The sequence below is a fragment of the Bacillus sp. AFS018417 genome, from assembly GCF_002560985.1.
Taxonomy (GTDB): domain Bacteria; phylum Bacillota; class Bacilli; order Bacillales; family Bacillaceae_G; genus Bacillus_A; species Bacillus_A rhizoplanae.
Genome location: NZ_NTTM01000001.1, coordinates 1 through 17,786 on the forward strand (window position 1 = coordinate 1; position 17,786 = coordinate 17,786).

General features: G+C 37.8%; 16 protein-coding genes. All 16 read right to left on the minus strand.

Annotation, left to right across the window (positions count from 1 at the left end; all coding sequences use genetic code 11):
* Nucleotides 1–281: 281 nt before the first annotated feature.
* Nucleotides 282–1,781 (minus strand): lysine--tRNA ligase, encoded by a 1,500-nt coding sequence (lysS, locus tag CN326_RS00005; protein ID WP_098304938.1) that lies wholly within the window; start codon nucleotides 1,779–1,781, stop codon nucleotides 282–284.
* A 165-nt stretch (nucleotides 1,782–1,946) separates the two neighbouring features.
* Nucleotides 1,947–2,945 (minus strand): tRNA dihydrouridine synthase DusB, encoded by a 999-nt coding sequence (gene dusB / locus CN326_RS00010; RefSeq protein WP_098304940.1) that lies wholly within the window; start codon nucleotides 2,943–2,945, stop codon nucleotides 1,947–1,949.
* A gap of 23 nt (nucleotides 2,946–2,968) precedes the next feature.
* Nucleotides 2,969–3,172, minus strand: a complete 204-nt coding sequence (locus CN326_RS00015; protein WP_098304942.1) for a helix-turn-helix domain-containing protein — start codon at nucleotides 3,170–3,172, stop codon at nucleotides 2,969–2,971.
* Entirely contained in the window at nucleotides 3,124–3,639 is a 516-nt protein-coding gene (folK, locus tag CN326_RS00020; RefSeq protein WP_098304944.1) for a 2-amino-4-hydroxy-6-hydroxymethyldihydropteridine diphosphokinase, read from the minus strand. Before folK ends, CN326_RS00015 begins: the two co-directional genes overlap by 49 nt.
* A complete protein-coding gene (folB, locus tag CN326_RS00025; RefSeq protein WP_098304946.1) occupies nucleotides 3,636–3,998 on the minus strand; it encodes a dihydroneopterin aldolase in 363 nt (120 codons plus the stop codon). Before folB ends, folK begins: the two co-directional genes overlap by 4 nt.
* Before the next feature lie 5 nt (nucleotides 3,999–4,003).
* Nucleotides 4,004–4,828 (minus strand): dihydropteroate synthase, encoded by an 825-nt coding sequence (folP, locus tag CN326_RS00030; protein WP_098304948.1) that lies wholly within the window; start codon nucleotides 4,826–4,828, stop codon nucleotides 4,004–4,006.
* A 1-nt stretch (nucleotide 4,829) separates the two neighbouring features.
* Complete coding sequence (gene pabC, locus CN326_RS00035) at nucleotides 4,830–5,702, minus strand: aminodeoxychorismate lyase (RefSeq protein ID WP_098304950.1); 873 nt, start codon at nucleotides 5,700–5,702, stop codon at nucleotides 4,830–4,832.
* Nucleotides 5,696–6,283 carry an aminodeoxychorismate/anthranilate synthase component II gene (gene pabA / locus CN326_RS00040; protein WP_098304952.1) on the minus strand — a complete coding sequence of 196 codons (588 nt, stop codon included), beginning with the start codon at nucleotides 6,281–6,283 and terminating at the stop codon, nucleotides 5,696–5,698. Before pabA ends, pabC begins: the two co-directional genes overlap by 7 nt.
* Nucleotides 6,284–6,288: 5 nt before the next feature.
* Nucleotides 6,289–7,686, minus strand: a complete 1,398-nt coding sequence (gene trpE, locus CN326_RS00045; RefSeq protein WP_098305030.1) for an anthranilate synthase component I — start codon at nucleotides 7,684–7,686, stop codon at nucleotides 6,289–6,291.
* A gap of 228 nt (nucleotides 7,687–7,914) precedes the next feature.
* Nucleotides 7,915–8,838 carry a cysteine synthase A gene (gene cysK, locus CN326_RS00050; protein ID WP_098304954.1) on the minus strand — a complete coding sequence of 308 codons (924 nt, stop codon included), beginning with the start codon at nucleotides 8,836–8,838 and terminating at the stop codon, nucleotides 7,915–7,917.
* A gap of 115 nt (nucleotides 8,839–8,953) precedes the next feature.
* Nucleotides 8,954–9,829 (minus strand): Hsp33 family molecular chaperone HslO, encoded by an 876-nt coding sequence (hslO, locus tag CN326_RS00055; RefSeq protein WP_098305032.1) that lies wholly within the window; start codon nucleotides 9,827–9,829, stop codon nucleotides 8,954–8,956.
* Between the two features lie 6 nt (nucleotides 9,830–9,835).
* On the minus strand, nucleotides 9,836–10,624 hold the full coding sequence (locus CN326_RS00060) for a type III pantothenate kinase (RefSeq protein ID WP_098304956.1): 789 nt from the start codon (nucleotides 10,622–10,624) through the stop codon (nucleotides 9,836–9,838).
* Between the two features lie 330 nt (nucleotides 10,625–10,954).
* Entirely contained in the window at nucleotides 10,955–12,874 is a 1,920-nt protein-coding gene (gene ftsH / locus CN326_RS00065) for an ATP-dependent zinc metalloprotease FtsH (protein WP_098304958.1), read from the minus strand.
* 86 nt (nucleotides 12,875–12,960) lie between these two features.
* Nucleotides 12,961–13,503, minus strand: coding sequence for a hypoxanthine phosphoribosyltransferase (hpt, locus tag CN326_RS00070; RefSeq protein WP_098304960.1), 543 nt, complete (start codon nucleotides 13,501–13,503; stop codon nucleotides 12,961–12,963).
* The gene (gene tilS / locus CN326_RS00075) at nucleotides 13,500–14,930 is read right to left on the minus strand and encodes a tRNA lysidine(34) synthetase TilS (protein WP_141524936.1); all 1,431 of its coding nucleotides are present in this window, start codon (nucleotides 14,928–14,930) and stop codon (nucleotides 13,500–13,502) included. Before tilS ends, hpt begins: the two co-directional genes overlap by 4 nt.
* A gap of 329 nt (nucleotides 14,931–15,259) precedes the next feature.
* Nucleotides 15,260–17,737, minus strand: a complete 2,478-nt coding sequence (spoIIE, locus tag CN326_RS00080) for a stage II sporulation protein E (RefSeq protein ID WP_141524937.1) — start codon at nucleotides 17,735–17,737, stop codon at nucleotides 15,260–15,262.
* Nucleotides 17,738–17,786: the final 49 nt, after the last annotated feature.

Consider the following 17,786-nt stretch of genomic DNA (forward strand, 5'->3'; position numbering starts at 1 on the left):
GCATCATAAATAAAAATTGACGTTTCACGTTGTTTGTTTCGCTCAGTTTTCAAAGAACTTATCTGCCGCTCGAAGCGACTTTAACAATATAACATTTCGTTTCTTTTCTGTCAACAACTTTTTTCTTTCGAAGTTGTTTTCCTCGTTGCCGTTCGTGACAACGAATATAAATATATCAGTTCACAAATTAAATTGCAATAGTTTTTTTAATAAAATTTTTCACCTTATAAAATAACATAAAAATACAATAAAAAGAAAAGCTTTGGAGAAAACTCCAAAGCTTAGTCTTGTTTATGTCTCATTGCCGGGAATAGTAATACATCACGAATAGAAGGTGAATTTGTTAATAACATAACAAGACGATCAATACCGATCCCTAACCCACCTGTAGGAGGCATACCATACTCAAGCGCTTCAATATAATCATCATCCATCATGTGCGCTTCATCATTACCTTGTTCACGCTCTTTTAACTGCGCTTCGAAGCGTTCTTTTTGATCAATTGGATCATTTAATTCTGTAAATGCATTCGCATGTTCACGAGCGACAATAAATAACTCGAAACGATCTGTAAAGCGCGGATCTTCTTCATTCTTTTTCGCAAGAGGAGAAATCTCCACTGGATGACCATAAATAAATGTAGGTTGAATTAAATGTTCTTCTACTTTTTGCTCGAAGAACTCATTAATAATATGACCAACTTCCATTGTATCCTTAATTTCTATACCATGCTCTTTCGCTAATGCACGAGCTTCTTCTACGCTCATTGGGCTCCAGAAATCTGCTCCAGAATATTGTTTGATTGCATCTACCATGTGTAGTCTTGTCCACTCTGGCTCTAAATTAATTTCATATTCACCATATTGAACTGTCGTTGTACCTAAAACTTCTTTCGCAATATGAGCAACCATGTTTTCTGTTAATTTCATGATATCCTTATAATCCGCATATGCTTCATATAATTCAATCATTGTAAATTCTGGATTATGACGAGTTGATACACCTTCGTTACGGAATACACGCCCAATTTCGTACACTTTCTCTAATCCACCCACAATTAGACGTTTTAAATGCAGCTCAATTGCAATACGCATATAGAATTCCATATCTAACGCATTGTGATGTGTAATAAACGGACGCGCAGATGCTCCGCCTGCAATAGCATGCAACATCGGTGTTTCTACTTCAAGATAACCATTGTTATCTAAATATCTTCTCATCTCACGAATAATTTTACTGCGAGTTACAAACGTTTCGCGACTTTCCATACTCGTAATTAAATCTAAATAACGTTGACGATAGCGCTGTTCAACATCTTTTAGGCCATGATATTTGTCAGGAAGCGGACGAAGAGATTTTGTTAATAATGTAAAGCTAGTCACTTTAATTGAAAGTTCTCCAACTTTTGTCTTAAATACTTTACCTTCAATCCCTACTAAGTCACCTAAATCTGCCGCATTAAATAGTTCGTACTGCTCATCACCAACCACATCTTTACGAACGTAAATTTGAACTTGTCCATGTAAATCTTGAATATGTGCAAAACCAGCTTTTCCTTTACCGCGTTTTGTCATAATACGACCAGCTATAGAAACAGGAATTTCTTTCTCTTCTAATTCTTCTTTAGAAAGTTCTCCGTACAAGCTGAATAATTCTTTTGTTGAATGTGTACGTTCAAAACGTTTACCAAATGGGTCCATTCCTTGTTCTCGTAAGTTATGTAGCTTCTCGCGACGAACGAGCAATTGATCATTTAATTCTTCGTGGTTCATGTTATCCATGGTATTGATATCACTCCAGCTCTATTAAATTTTACAATATATATAGTATAGCATTTTCTATCCAACTAGAAAAACTGCCAGCAACGCGCTGGCAGTTCTTATTTCTTAGACGTAATTATAGGTAGTAAGAACAGGAATGTCAAACACCCCTTCTATTTCCTTCTATTATCCAACTTGAATAGATTTTTGTTCCGCTTCTACCTCTTCTACAAATGTTGTCAATAAAGAAGCAAGATCTGCACGTGTATTACAACTATTAATTTCATTACGCACTCTTGCATTACCGCGAACACTCTTTAAATACCATGCAGCATGTTTGCGCATTTCTCGAACTGCAATGTCTTCATTCTTTAGATCAATAAGACGCTCTAAATGCAACATACATACATCAATCTTTTCACGCACAGATGGCTCCGGCATTAATTCACCAGTTTCTAAATATTTTACTGTACGGTAAATCATCCACGGATTACCAAGCGCTGCACGGCCAATCATTACACCATCTACGCCAACTTCATCTAACATGCGCTTTGCATCTTGCGGCGTTTCTACATCACCATTTCCGATAACCGGAATATTGACAGCTTGTTTTACTTGCTTAATGATATTCCAGTCTGCTTTCCCTTCATACATTTGAACACGGGTACGTCCGTGAACTGCAACCGCCTGACCTCCCGCACGTTCAACTGCCTGAGCATTTTCAATTGCAAAAATGTGGTCTTCGTCCCAACCGATACGCATTTTTACTGTAACTGGCTTCTCGACCGCATCTACCACCGCGGCTACCATTTCGTACACCTTGTTCGGATCAAGCAACCACTTTGCACCTGCATCACATTTTGTGATTTTCGGTACTGGACATCCCATATTAATATCAATAATGTCTGCTGTTGTATTTTTATCTACATATTTTGCCGCTTCTACAAGCGTTTCTTTTTCCCCACCAAAAATTTGCAGACTTAATGGCTTCTCTCTCTCATCAATATATAACATGTCTAGCGTTTTTTTATTGTTAAATAAAATCGCCTTATCACTTACCATTTCCGCACATACTAATCCTGCACCAAATTCTTTTACCGTTAAACGGAATGCAGAGTTACATACTCCTGCCATTGGCGCTAGCACAACCGGATTTTTCATTTCAATGTTTGCAATCTTTAACACTCGATTACCTTCCTTCGTTATTCCTACTTCGGCATTAATTCTTCTATTGAAACTTTTAATGTCTTCGCAACTTCTATAACAAAATCGTGAGACGGAACTCGATTCCCTCTCTCCACTTCACCTAAAACAGATACAGATACCCCTAATTCTTTCGCAAACCCTTCTTGTGTATAGCCTTTTAATTTGCGAAAAGCGCGAATGCGTCTTCCCCATTTCTCTGCTTCCATACCGTTACTCCCTCTCGCCTTTTCATTTCTTCTACTTGTGAACGTGAAATGTTTCGGTTAATTTCTTGATTAATTTCCATCAACGGAACGATAACAAAAGCTCTTTCAAACATCCGCGGATGCGGAACAATAAGATTCTCTGCTTCAATATTTTCGTGATTATAGAGCAAAATGTCAAGGTCAATGGTACGAGGCCCCCATTTAATTTTCCTTTTTCTCCCTAGCTCATTCTCCACTTTTTGTGTCATCATCAATAATTCTTGAGGAAATAAATTGGTAGAAACTTTTATAACTAAGTTTAAAAATTGCTCTTGATCTGTATATCCAACTGGATCCGTTTCATAAACAGATGATACATCCTCAACCTCAATAGCCGGATGCTTACGCAACAACTCTATCGCTTGTGATAAATACGTATAGCGATCATCCATATTCGAACCCAAAGCAATATAAACTACATTATTCATGAGCGCCCTCTCTCAATCTCAACCGCCACCGCACGGTAATGTCCCGGAATTGGCGGATCTGGTTTAATAACTTTTACAATACAATTCATAATGCAATCGTACCGCCCTAATATATCCCTTGCAATATTTTCCGCGATACTTTCCAAAAGCTTATATGTTTTCTCTTCTACAACACTTCTACATAACTCGTATAATTCTCCATAATTTACAGAGTGCTCTAAGTTATCAGTTGTTCCCGCTCGCTTTAAATCTAACTCTACAGTTAAATCCACCTTAAATCGCTGCCCTAACTTATTTTCTTCAGGAAATACACCATGATAACCGTAGAACTCCATATCATGAACAAAAATTTTATCCAAATCTTTTACCCCCTTAACATAGCATCCATCATATTCGCCATGCGGGACATCTCTTTCACATCATGCACGCGTACGATTTCACAACCTTTTTGAATGCCAAGACAAACCGTCGCACCAGTCCCTTCTAAGCGTTCTTCTACAGGCAAATCTAACGCATGGCCAATAAACGATTTTCGAGAAGTTGCGAGAAGGAGCGGATACCCCAAAACTTTCAACTGTTCTAGATTTCGCATTACTTCTAAATTTTGCTCAAACGTTTTCGCAAACCCAATACCCGGATCTAAAATAATATTCTCATCGCGCACACCTGCATGTTTCGCAATTGTAATACTTTCATACAGATCAGCAATCATATCCGCCATGAGATTTCGGTAGTTTGTATTATCACGATTATGCATCAGAATAATTGGCACGTCGTAATGTGCTGCTACTTTTGCAATTTCCGGTTCCGCTTTCGCACCCCAAATATCATTAATAATATGCGCTCCGGCTTCAATAGCTTGTTTTGCAACCTCCGCTTTGTACGTATCAATAGATATAGGTATATCTACCGCTTCCGATACAGCTCGAATCATTGGTAAAACACGTCGCAATTCTTCTTCCTCTGACACTTTAGCAAAACCAGGACGAGTAGACTCTCCGCCAATATCAATAATATGCGCTCCGTCAATTACCATCTCTTTTGCATGACGGACAGCTGCTTCCACCTCATTGTAATTACCACCATCAGAGAAAGAGTCAGGCGTAACATTCAAAATCCCCATAATGAATGTCTTTTCATTTAAATTCAAGGCATATTCACCACACTGTATCTCATAACTCCATTGCATATTAGCCCTCTCCTCTTAACAATTCATTTCGACTCCATAGCTTTTCACGGCATGTTTCATATACACGTATAAGCTGATTTGTAACAAATCCTTCTTTACCTGGAAAATGCACTTCTCCGATGCAACAAAGCGGCACAATTTCCTGAATGGAATTCGTAACAAACACCTCATCAGCCGCAAACAGCTCTTCTTTTAAAAATAACCCTTCTCTCACCTCAAGCCCTAACATTTCAGCGGCTACCAATATAAAAGCACGAGTAATCCCATTTAAAATTCCAGTCTGTAATGACGGTGTATGCAATATGCCATTTTTCACGAAAAAAATGTTCGAAACAATCCCTTCCGCAACATACCCTTCTTTCGTAAGAAAAATTCCTTCTTTCGTAGTTGTATTCCCAATCTCACGTTTTCCTAAAATATTATTTAAATAATGATGTGACTTTAAACGAAACTCTCCCTCTGGCGTATTACGGGTTTGCCTTAAAACCACTCCTTCTTTTTCAATTACATCTCCAGGAGCTTGTAAAGGCTTTATAAAAATAATAATAGAAGGCTCTTCGTAAATCTCCGTCTGCAAACCGATTTCACCAACACCAGCAGACACATTCAAACGAACATACGCATTTTGCAAATGATTCCTTACCATTAACTCTTTTAAAATGCTTTTCACATCATCTTTTGTCATTTCCCATGCAATATGCAGCGACGAAAGAGCGGTAATAAGCCGCTCATAATGATCATCTAATAAGAACGGATGTCCGTTGTAAATACGAAACGTCTCAAACACACCAAGACCATATAAATATCCGTGATCATACGGAGATATTTTAGCTTCACTCGCCTCTACAAATGAACCATTCACATAAATTAGCATGTAGAAGCACTCCGGCTATAATGACGAATGAAATTTTGCAGCAATTCCTTACCATGGGAAGTCATAATGGATTCCGGATGGAACTGCACACCTTCAATTGGTAATGTTTTATGACGAAGTGCCATAATTTCTCCTTCCTCTGTCCAAGACGTTACTTCCAAGCACTCTGGTAATGTTTCTTTTTTGACAATTAGAGAATGGTAACGCGTCGCTGTAAACGGATTTGGAATATCAGTAAAAATCGTTTTCTCATTGTGATGCATCAAGGACGTTTTCCCATGCATTAAACGATCGGCACGAACAACATCTCCCCCAAATACTTGAGCAATCGATTGATGCCCTAAACAAACACCAAAAATCGGGATTTCTCCTGCGAAATGTCGAATCACATCCATACTCACCCCGGCTTCATTCGGGCTGCACGGCCCCGGAGAAATCATTAAGAAATCGGGCTGCATTTGTTCAATATCTTCAATTGTAATTTCATCATTACGCTTGACGATAAGTTCTTGTCCTAACTCTCCAAGAAATTGTACTAAATTAAACGTAAAGGAATCATAATTATCAATCATTAATATCATTTCGCTCACCTAACCGTTTCTTCGCTACTTTCTTTCGCACTCCATAAAGCTATTGCTTTCTTTAACGACTCTTTATACTCATTTTTCGGATTAGAATCAATAACAATTCCCGCACCTGCTTGTACATACGCTTGTCCATCTTTTGCAAGTAATGTGCGAATAACAATGTTTAATTCCATATCCCCCGAATAACCAATCCACCCAATCGAACCTGTATAAATACCACGGCGAACTGGTTCTAACTCTTCAATAATTTCCATCGTACGAATTTTCGGCGCCCCGGTAATCGTCCCACCTGGAAATACAGCCTTTACACCATCAAAAGCATCTTTTCCTTGCTGTAATTCTCCGCGTACATTTGAAACGATGTGCATAACATGGGAATATTTCTCAATCACCATGAATTCATCTACTTCTACCGTTCCATACTCACAAACACGCCCTAAATCATTTCGCTCTAAATCAACAAGCATAACGTGTTCTGCACGCTCTTTTTCATTTTCAATTAACTCTTTTGCAAGTTCTTGATCTTCTTGCTCATCTTTCCCACGAGAGCGCGTACCCGCAATTGGACGCGTACTCATTTCATTCCCTTGCTTTTTAATCAACAATTCTGGTGAAGCACTTACAATTTGGAAATCTCCAAGTTCTAAATACCCCATGTATGGTGATGGATTAATTTCACGAAGCTTCGTATAAACTTCTAGCGGATGCGTTTGCAATGTTTTTTCTTGTCTTGTAGACAAGTTCACTTGAAACACATCTCCCGCTCCAATATACTCTTGAATTCTTTGAACAGCTTCCATAAACTCTTTTTCTGTAAATGAAACTGCTTCTTTATTTGTTTCAGGACGAGTAAACGACATCGTCACTTCTGGCACTTCTTGTAACCAAAGCCCTTTTAATTCATTCAAATGTTGTTCAGCTTGTTTCTTATCATTTGTATAATGAGTAATAATCCATAGCATTTGTTCTTTCTGATCATAAACAAACACATCATCAAACAATAAGAAAAATATATCTGGTACATTCACATCATCTTTTGCAAGAGAAGGAATTTTCTCAATATAGCGGATGCAATCATAACTAAAATAACCAATCGCGCCACCTTGAAATGGCGGATACGCATCATTATGTTCCGTTTTCCATTGTTCCATATATCTTTGCATAAGGTGCAATGGATTCCCCTTTTCTATTGTTTCCTCTCCACTTTCCCATATATATAATGTGTCATCTTTCCCACGAACGATTGCTACAGGATCAAATCCAGCAATACTATAACGCCCTCCACGACCACTTTCTAAAATGATATGATGAGGTTTATTTTGTGAAAGAAATTTATATTGTTTAAAAAAGTCTAACCGATACGGAACTGAAATAGCTAAAGATTTTCGTCGCTGCATATAAACACCTCGTTTTATTTTATCCCGCATTAACAGGCAGTAAGACCCCCACCTCAAGATTCAGAGACAAGCGAAGAAGATAGGCGGGGGATAACTGTCCGTAAAAGCCCATTTAGTTTAACTAATACTTATTTTACATGAAGTTTTCTAGTCATTCACTCTTTTCCTATTTTCAAACGAAAAAAGAAAAGCATCCCTTTTTCGAGGAATGCTTTTCATACATTAAGCTTATGATTCAAATTGATAAAGTGGTGTACTTAAGTAACGCTCACCATTACTTGGAATGATAACAAGTACTTTCTTTCCTTTTCCAAGTTTTTTTGCAACTTCTGTCGCTGCATAAATAGCCGCTCCAGAAGAGATACCTACTAAAATACCTTCTTCGCGAGCTACTCTTCTTGCATATTCAAATGCTTGTTCTGTTTTTACCTGAATCACTTCATCATACACATCTGTATCTAACGTTCCAGGAACAAATCCAGCACCGATACCTTGAATTTTATGAGGACCCGGTTTTCCACCTGATAGTACCGGAGAATCAGCAGGCTCTACTGCATAAATTTTGATATCTTTATACTTCTCTTTTAACACTTCACCAGCACCCGTAATCGTTCCGCCTGTACCAACTCCTGAAATGAATGCATCTAATTGATCACCCATTTGTTCAACAATTTCCGGACCTGTAGTTAAACGATGAATTTCTGGATTTGCATCGTTTTGAAACTGTTGCGGTATAAAGTAGCCATGTTCTTTTGATAACTCTGTTGCCTTGCGAATTGCACCGCCCATTCCTTCCGATCCTGGCGTTAACACTAATTCTGCTCCATAAGCACGCAATAAATTACGACGTTCAACACTCATCGTTTCCGGCATAACCAGAATCGCCTTATATCCTTTGGCCGCCGCTACCATCGCTAAACCAATCCCAGTGTTTCCACTTGTCGGTTCAATAATTGTATCGCCTTCTTTTAATAGCCCTTTTTTCTCAGCATCTTCAATCATCGCTAATGCAATTCGATCTTTTACACTGCTTCCAGGATTCATGAACTCTAGTTTTAAATAAATCTCTGCACTACCTTCTTCTACGATGCGGTTCAATTTAACAATTGGCGTTTTTCCGATTAAATCTGAAACTGATTGTGCCACTCGCATCTCCGTCACTCCCAACACCAAGTATTTTTATTGGATTTATATACATATTGTCAAAGAAAAGGTTATTTGTCAACCTATTCAGATGATTCGAAATAGATAAATAACCTTTTCTTCCTTACAAACTTTCTATTAAGTTTGTTATGTCTTCTTTAGAGAACTTGTATCGTTCGTTACAAAAATGACAATGTACTTCTGTCTCTTCTTCCTCATCACGCACTTGCATTAATTCTGTTTTCCCTAAACTCATTAATACGCCTTCAATACGCTCACGAGAACATGTACAGTTAAATTGTACATCCATCGTCTCTAAAATCTTCACATTATCTTTCCCTAATAACTCATATAGCAACTCTTCTGGAGTTAGACCTTGTTCAACAAGCTTAGAAACAGGCGGAATTTTTTGTAGGCGCTCTTCAAGAATTGAAATTGTCTCTTCTTGCGCATCAGGCATGATTTGTAAAATAAATCCACCCGCAGCTAAAATACTATCATCACCATTAACAAGAACTCCAACACCAACAGAAGAAGGCGTTTGTTCAGAAGCAGCGAAATAGTATGTGAAATCTTCTCCTAATTCACCAGAAACAAGCGGAACTTGACCAATAAATGGTTCACGCATACCAATATCTTTAATAACTGTTAAAAAACCTTCTGTTCCTACAGCTTGGTATACACGTAGTTTCCCTTGCTCTGTCGCTTCAAAATCAACATGCGGATTCGTTACATAACCACGTACATCCCCATTTGCATGTGCGTCTACTAAAATCGGACCAAGAGGACCATTGCCTTCTACTTTAATTGTAAGTTTCTGATCACCTTTAAGCATTGCACCCATCATTGTACCTGCCGTTAAAGAACGACCGAGTGCCGCAGAAGCAGTTCTCCATGTATCGTGACGTCTTTGCGCTTCACTCACCGTATTTGTTGTGTGCACACTATAAGCACGAACTTCTCCATTAAACGCTAGCGCCTTTACTAAATAATCTTTCATTCGCATTTATTCACCTTTCTCGTGCTGTAAATTGGCATTACGCTCATATAACATATATAGACCTTTAAGCGTTAAAAATGGATCGACAATATCAATAACATTCGATTCCTCTGCAATCAATTTTGCTAATCCACCTGTCGCGATAACAGTCGGTTCTTGTTTAGCTTCCTCTTTCATTCGCTTTACAATACCTTCTACTTGTCCAACATAACCATATAAGATACCGGCTTGCATTGCACTTACTGTATTCTTTCCAATGATGCTACTTGGTCTTGTAATTTCAATACGCGGAAGTTTCGCTGCCCTATTATATAAAGCTTCAGCTGAAATCATAATACCTGGTGTAATGACACCACCCATATACTGTTTATGTTCGTCAATATAACAATATGTTGTCGCCGTTCCAAAATCGACTATAATAAGCGGGCTTCCATACATTTGAATACCAGCTACCGCATTTACAATGCGGTCAGCCCCTACTTCGCGCGGATTTTCATACTTAATATTTAAACCTGTTTTAATACCAGGCCCCACCACAAGAGGCTTAATTTTAAAATACTTCTCACACATACGCTCTAAAGCAAACATAATAGGCGGTACAACAGAAGAAATAATAATTCCTTTTATATCATGAAAAGTAATTCCTTCGTGTTCAAGTAATTGTTTCACGAGCATCCCATATTCATCTTCCGTTTTATGACGATCTGTTTCCATACGCCAATGTTGAAGAAGCTTACCATTTTCAAACACACCAAGTACTGCATTTGTATTCCCTACATCCAATACAAAAATCATATTCTCACCACTTATCTTATTTAATGTATATTTGCGCAATATGTACAGAACTTATCCTTCTACTTTCAGGCAGTAAGATCCACACCTCAAAATTTAAAGAAAGCTAAGAGGATAGATGGGGGAACTGCCCGTAAGAGCCCGATTAGTTCCACTAACCATCAGCCAGACATGAAGAACCTTCCATTGATAGAAGTTTCACTTTATAACCTCATCATACCATATTTATACACATGTTCAGCTTTCCCATCCTCACCATTTTACAAAAATCCATTTCCCTTTTTCAATATTTAAGTCCAGTTACATCGCAAAGAAAAAAAGGAGTGACAATTGTCACTCCTTCGGTTCTTCTTTATCCCCTGACGCTTCATCTTCTTTTTTCATTGTGATGTTTACCTTTACATCACTTTCAGAAGATGTTTTACGCTCCGGTAATGTACCATGTTCACATAAATGGTTGATTTGCTCTGCATCTAACGTTTCCACTTCAAGTAACGTTTTTGCGATAATATCAAGCTTATCACGGTTTTCAGTAAGAAGTTGTTTTGCACGAGCATAACACTCTTTCATAATGCTTTGCATTTCCGTATCAATGTCATGCGCAATTGCATCACTGTAGTTTTGTTCAGAATGGAAGTCTCTTCCTAAGAATACTTGACCACCCTGTGAGCTACCAAATTGCATCGGTCCAAGCTTATCACTCATACCGAACTCTGTTACCATGCGTCTAGCTATTCCTGTCGCACGTTGGAAGTCATTATGAGCGCCTGTACTTACTTCTCCAAATACAATTTCCTCAGCCACTCGTCCACCAAGTAGACCAGTAATTTTATCAAGTAATTCTGGTTTTGTCATGAAGTAACGATCTTCTTTCGGAAGCATTACTGCATATCCACCAGCTTGACCACGTGGCACAATTGTTACTTTATGAACGATATCTGCTTCGTCAAGTACTACACCAATTACAGTATGCCCTGCTTCATGGAATGCAACGATATTTCGTTCTTTCTCAGAGATAACACGACTTTTCTTAGCTGGACCTGCAATAACGCGGTCAGTTGCTTCATCAATGTCACTCATATCGATCTTCTTCTTATCTTGTCGTGCTGCTACAAGAGCTGCTTCATTTAATAAGTTTTCAAGATCAGCACCAGAGAAACCTGGTGTACGCGTTGCTATAGCACGTAGGTTAATATTTTCATCAAGCGGTTTGTTGCGGGCATGTACTTTAAGCACCGCTTCACGACCGTTTACATCTGGACGATCTACCGTAATTTGACGGTCAAAGCGTCCTGGACGTAATAACGCTGGGTCAAGAATATCAGGTCGGTTTGTTGCAGCAATGATAATAATACCTTCATTTGCTCCAAAACCATCCATCTCTACAAGCAATTGGTTTAATGTTTGCTCACGCTCATCGTGACCGCCACCAAGACCTGCCCCACGTTGACGACCTACCGCATCAATTTCATCAATGAAAATGATACAAGGTGCGTTTTTCTTTGCATTTTCAAATAAGTCACGTACACGAGAAGCACCGACACCGACGAACATCTCTACGAAATCAGAACCACTAATAGAGAAGAATGGAACGCCAGCTTCACCTGCAACAGCACGTGCAAGCAATGTTTTACCTGTCCCTGGAGGTCCAACTAATAAAACACCCTTTGGAATACGAGCACCAACCTCCGCAAACTTACGAGGGTCTTTTAAGAACTCTACAACCTCAACAAGCTCTTGCTTCTCTTCATCCGCTCCAGCTACATCTCTAAAACGGACTTTTTTCTTATCATCATTGTATAACTTCGCCTTACTTTTACCAAAGTTCATAACACGGCTACCGCCGCCTTGCGCTTGGTTAAGTAGGAAGAAGAATAGGATGAAGATAATTACAAAAGGAATGATGGAAGTGAAGAACGTTACCCAAGCACTTGTTTCTTCTGCTGGTTGATATTTCACTTCTGTACCTGGTGCTTTGTCATTAATTTTCTTTTGTAATTCTTCAGTGTTAGGTGCATAAGTTATAAATTGTTGTTCTTGACTATCTGTACTGAATTGTCCTTTTACTTCAAATACACCATTTTTCGGTTGAAGTTGCACATTACGAACTTCACCCTTTTCAAGTTTGGTAATGAATTTATCGTAGCTAATTGGTTTCGTTTTTTGTGTTGAACCATTAAAGTAACTTACAATACCAATTACCACTAAAAATATTAGTAAATAAAAGATGGTATTACGGAAGATCCGATTCATCCCTAACCTCCTCTCACAGCATACAAACTATAATAGTAAATAGTACCATAGAAAAACTTTCCTATCCAATTGTAATGCTTATATTATTAATTTGAATATACGCTCGGTTTTAATACACCAACATAAGGAAGGTTACGATATTGTTCCTTATAGTCTAATCCATATCCCACAACAAATTCATGTGGAACAGTAAATCCAACATAATCTGCTTGAAGATCAACTTTTCGACCAGACGGCTTATCCAATAATGTTACAATCTTCACAGATTTTGCTTTACGATATTTAAACAAATCTACTAAGTAGCTTAATGTAAGACCGCTGTCGATAATATCTTCTACGATTAAAATGTCGCGTCCTTCTACAGAAGTATCTAGATCTTTTAAAATTTTCACTTCACCAGTTGAAACAGTAGAATGACCGTAGCTAGATACAGCCATAAAATCCATTTCAAGATATGTATCTGTTCGCTTTAATAAATCTGCCATAAATGGCATTGCACCTTTTAATACACCGATTGCAAGAGGTACTGTATTTTTATAATCCTCTGCAAGAATTGCACCTAATTCCCTTACCTTGTCTTGTATTTGCTCTTCAGAAATTAATACTTTTTCAATATCTTGATTCATCATTTGACTATCCTCCTGGAAGACTCCTTGCTTTTGTAATGAATAATAATATATGTATCCTTATCTACTGTTTCTTGCGAAATAGCAAATGCAGATCGTTTCAACAATGGAACCCAAATAATATTTCCGCTGGCATCACAAATAATTGGCCAGTCTGCTCTTTTTTCCTTCGGTACTTTCGCCTCGATAAAAATGGACTTTATCTTCTTCGTGCCATTCATACCTTGTATCGACATTCGATCTCCGTTTTCTCTCGAACGAACCATAAGTGGATATGCTATTTCATTATGTTTTGCAATAAACGTCATATCATTCATCATAATAGGCACACAATTGCTGATCTCCACTTCGAGCTCATCACCATTTACTAATGTTACCTTTCCCGGCACTTGTAACATACAAGGAGAAAAAGTAACTTTTTCTTCTCTAAATCGGAAACTACATTCTTCATATGTACGAACAATCTCCAATCCGCCAGGAAAATGAAGCATACCAGAAGGATGGGTTCGTTTGAAAAACTCAATCACCTTGCCAATATGTACAGAAGAAAGTGAAGATGGAATCTTATATTCATAAAGATAGTTTAATATTAGTTGAATCCCTCTCCTTTGTAAAGGTATAGGCATAGATTCAAATGCAGGAATTGATAAGACCATTCTTTTTGCGTCTTTTTCCTTAATTACTTTATTCATTTTTTCAAAAGCTAATTCCTGCAAATATGCTTCATCCTCTTGCATGGACGTACTAAAAGCTTGAAAACGCTCATGAACATTTGGATTCTCCTGCTTTAAATGAGGAAGAACGTGCTTTCGCAATCGATTCCGTGTATACGTTTCCTTTGTATTACTAGGGTCAATGCGAGGTTCAACATCTTTTCTGTTGCAATAATCAAGAATTTCTTCTTTCGTTACTGCCAGCAAAGGCCGAATCAAAAAGCCTTTATTGAAAGCGCGCTTTGCAAGAATTCCAGCATAACCTTGCGGAGTACTTCCACGTACAAGACGCATTAAAATTGTCTCAACCTGATCATCACCATGATGACCAAGAGCTAAATACTGTGCATTATACTTTCTCATTATTCTTTCCAAAAATGCATATCGACATTCTCTTGCCGCAACTTGTGCACTCATTCGATTTTGTTTTTGATATCGCGTCACATCAATTTGTGTTGTTTCACAGGTAACATTAAGATTGTCACACAACTGTTTCACAAATTGTAAATCTTCCTGTGATTCCTCGCCGCGAAACATATGATCAACGTGAGCGACTACAATTTGCAACTGCTTCTCTTCACGCTTCTCCAACAAATAGAAGAAAAGCGCTAAAGAATCTGGCCCTCCTGATACACCTACAACAACAGTAGAATGTGCCTCTAACAAATCATGCCTTTCTACAAAAGCATCTACCTTTTTAACAAATTCATCTTTCAATGCTGCAATCACCTTTCATTGAGCTAGAACGATAGCATACCTTGATATAATGGTACAACTTTTACAGACTTTCTGCAAAACAAAGATGTATAAATTTCACAATTTATCTTACATATAAATTTTTTCTTTAGACTCGGAAATAAGTAAAATTAAACATACGAATATATAACAAACAGGCCTCAGGTATATTCCTGAGCCCTGCTCCAACAAACAGTGAGACCCCCACCTCAAGATTAAGGAAGATAGGCAGGAGATCACTGCTGGCATTCGCCCGATTGGTTCAACTAACTATCAACGAGGATAAAACCCTCATTAATAGAAGTTTCACTTTATTGTGCTTGTTTACTAACAATAGGAATTGTCGCCCATTTCGGCATATTCTTTTTTATCTTCGCTACCACAATTGTCATATCATCATTAATATATCCATTGTCAGTGCGAATTACATCTTCCATAATAATATCAGCAATCTCTTGTGGATCTTCCGTTTCCAATTCTTTAATCTTCCGCTTCATCCACACTTCATGATTCTCTACATGTTTTGCACCTTCAAAAATCCCATCACTCATCATTACTAAAATATCACCGGATTTCAATTGTTCACCGACAACATCTACTTCAAAATCTTCAATAATTCCCATCGGTAAATTACTTGCTTCTATTTTAAATACCTGATTGCCACGTTTTATAAAACTTGGAGTAGAACCAATCTTTAAAAATTTAGCATTTGCATCACGTAAATCAATCATCGCTAAGTCTAACGTTGTAAACATTTCTTCTGTCGTTCGCAATGAAAGAATAGAATTAATCGATTTAATTGCAATTTCCTCATCAATACCTGATTGCAATATCTTTTGCAGTAACTTAACCGTTTCTTTACTTTCCATATGCGCACGCTTTCCATTTCCCATTCCATCACTAATAGCAAGCGCATATTTCCCTACACTTAATTCCATCATGGCATAGGAATCACCAGATACAAACCCTCCTCCTTTAGCCGCTGTAGCAAGCCCTGTATCTACAGAAAATGTTTTCGCTGAACCAAACGACACTGTACTGTAACCATTCGGATATGCCGATTGTTCTTCATGTTTCACAACAACTGTTTCTCGTAAAATATCAGACAACATTGGAGCAACAAGTTTTTCGCACTCCCCATGCTGATTACATGCAGCAGGGATCATCATTTCAATATCAACGCTCCCTCGATCTAAACAATAAATATCAACGTGTTCAACCTCTACTCCAAAGTCACGAAATGCTTGTAAAATTTGTTCCTCTTGTGCTTGATGATTCTCCCTTTCCTTTTGAATCTCTTTAGAAAAATCCGCCATTACTTTCGAAACACCCATAAGTTGTTCCGCAACAATTCTACGATTATCTCGCATTTGTTTCCTTAACTTTTGTCCTTCATAAAAATGCCCTAATTCACCTTCTATTAAACCTGCTACTTTTGTTCCTCTCACACAATATTTTTCAAAATCACGAAGCAGTTTACGATTATTCTGCAATGTACCTTCCTCTGTTTCATCCATAAGTTGCCTCATATAATCGTATGTTTTATCAAAATTCACAACCCAACATTGATCCTTCTTAAAGCATGTTTGGCATGTCTTGGCAGTAATTGTACTTAAAAATAAATCCGTCTCCGTATCCTTATCCTCATCTTCTACATATCCGTATACAGAAAAACTATTAGATAACGCTTCAAACACATTTGCAAACTGATTAATTTTGTTTGCCGTTACATCACGCATTCTTCGCAAATATTGCTGTTGGTCATTAGAATGCTCCTGTGTTCCCGGCATATATTTAGAAAGACGTTCAATGATGAATTTAGGCATCAATAAAAATAAAGCAATCGCTACACCCGATTCTAACAAAGTCGTCACAATACTTGCTTGTTTATCTACGTATAACGTAATTAAACTTGTGCCAATTAACAAACCTAAACTTACACCTATTCGCCTTCCTTCTTTCAATAACCCTCCTAACAGCCCAGAAAACGCCAATAAACTCAATTGATATAAGCTTGCTACATTCGCTAAGCTTAAAATTAAACCTGTTACAACACCCACTGTAGAGCCTGTTGCTGCTCCTGCTACAAAGGCAAACACTAATACTAAATATCTCGTAAAAATATGCTGAACTGATAAATCGTAAATAAACCAATCTGTTGTACCTGTTAGTACAGATGCCAGCAATATAATTAAACAAACAATTTCTTCAGTTTCTAATGATTGTTGTTTTCCTTTTCGTTCTATTAAAAGTGGAACACTTTGCAAGAAAATCATCGTTAGTACGAAGCTTAATCCTGCTTCAATTGTACTAACCAGCAAATCATACATACCAATTGCGCCTTGCGCGAAATAGACAACGATGAGATGAGCCGTTAACGCAGAAATAAATACTTGAAACGGTACAAGCCCAATCGTCTTATTTGTAAAACGACTAAAGAAGATATTATAGACGAAGAATGTAAATATAGATGCAAAGGCAAAGAATAGATTTTCTAATGAAACTGAAAATGCACCAGCCATTACTGCGAGGAATGCAAGAGCCATTTTATCGCGTTTCATCACATATACAGCAGCGAAAAACGGCAAAGCAAAAGGTAAAATGTTCGTTAAAATATATGCTCGTCCTAAAAGAAAACCAACTAACGCAACTACAAATCCCCACCGAAAGAAAATTTGTTCCAGTTTCACTTTTAATTTGCTTATCCACTTTACAGTTGTCATTTGCCCACGGCCTATAGCAAGCGTACTAGAATTCGAATTGACAGTATTCCTTCCTGCTCTTGGCATATTTTGAACACCACCCGCATATTTTATTACTTGTAATTATAAAAGGAAT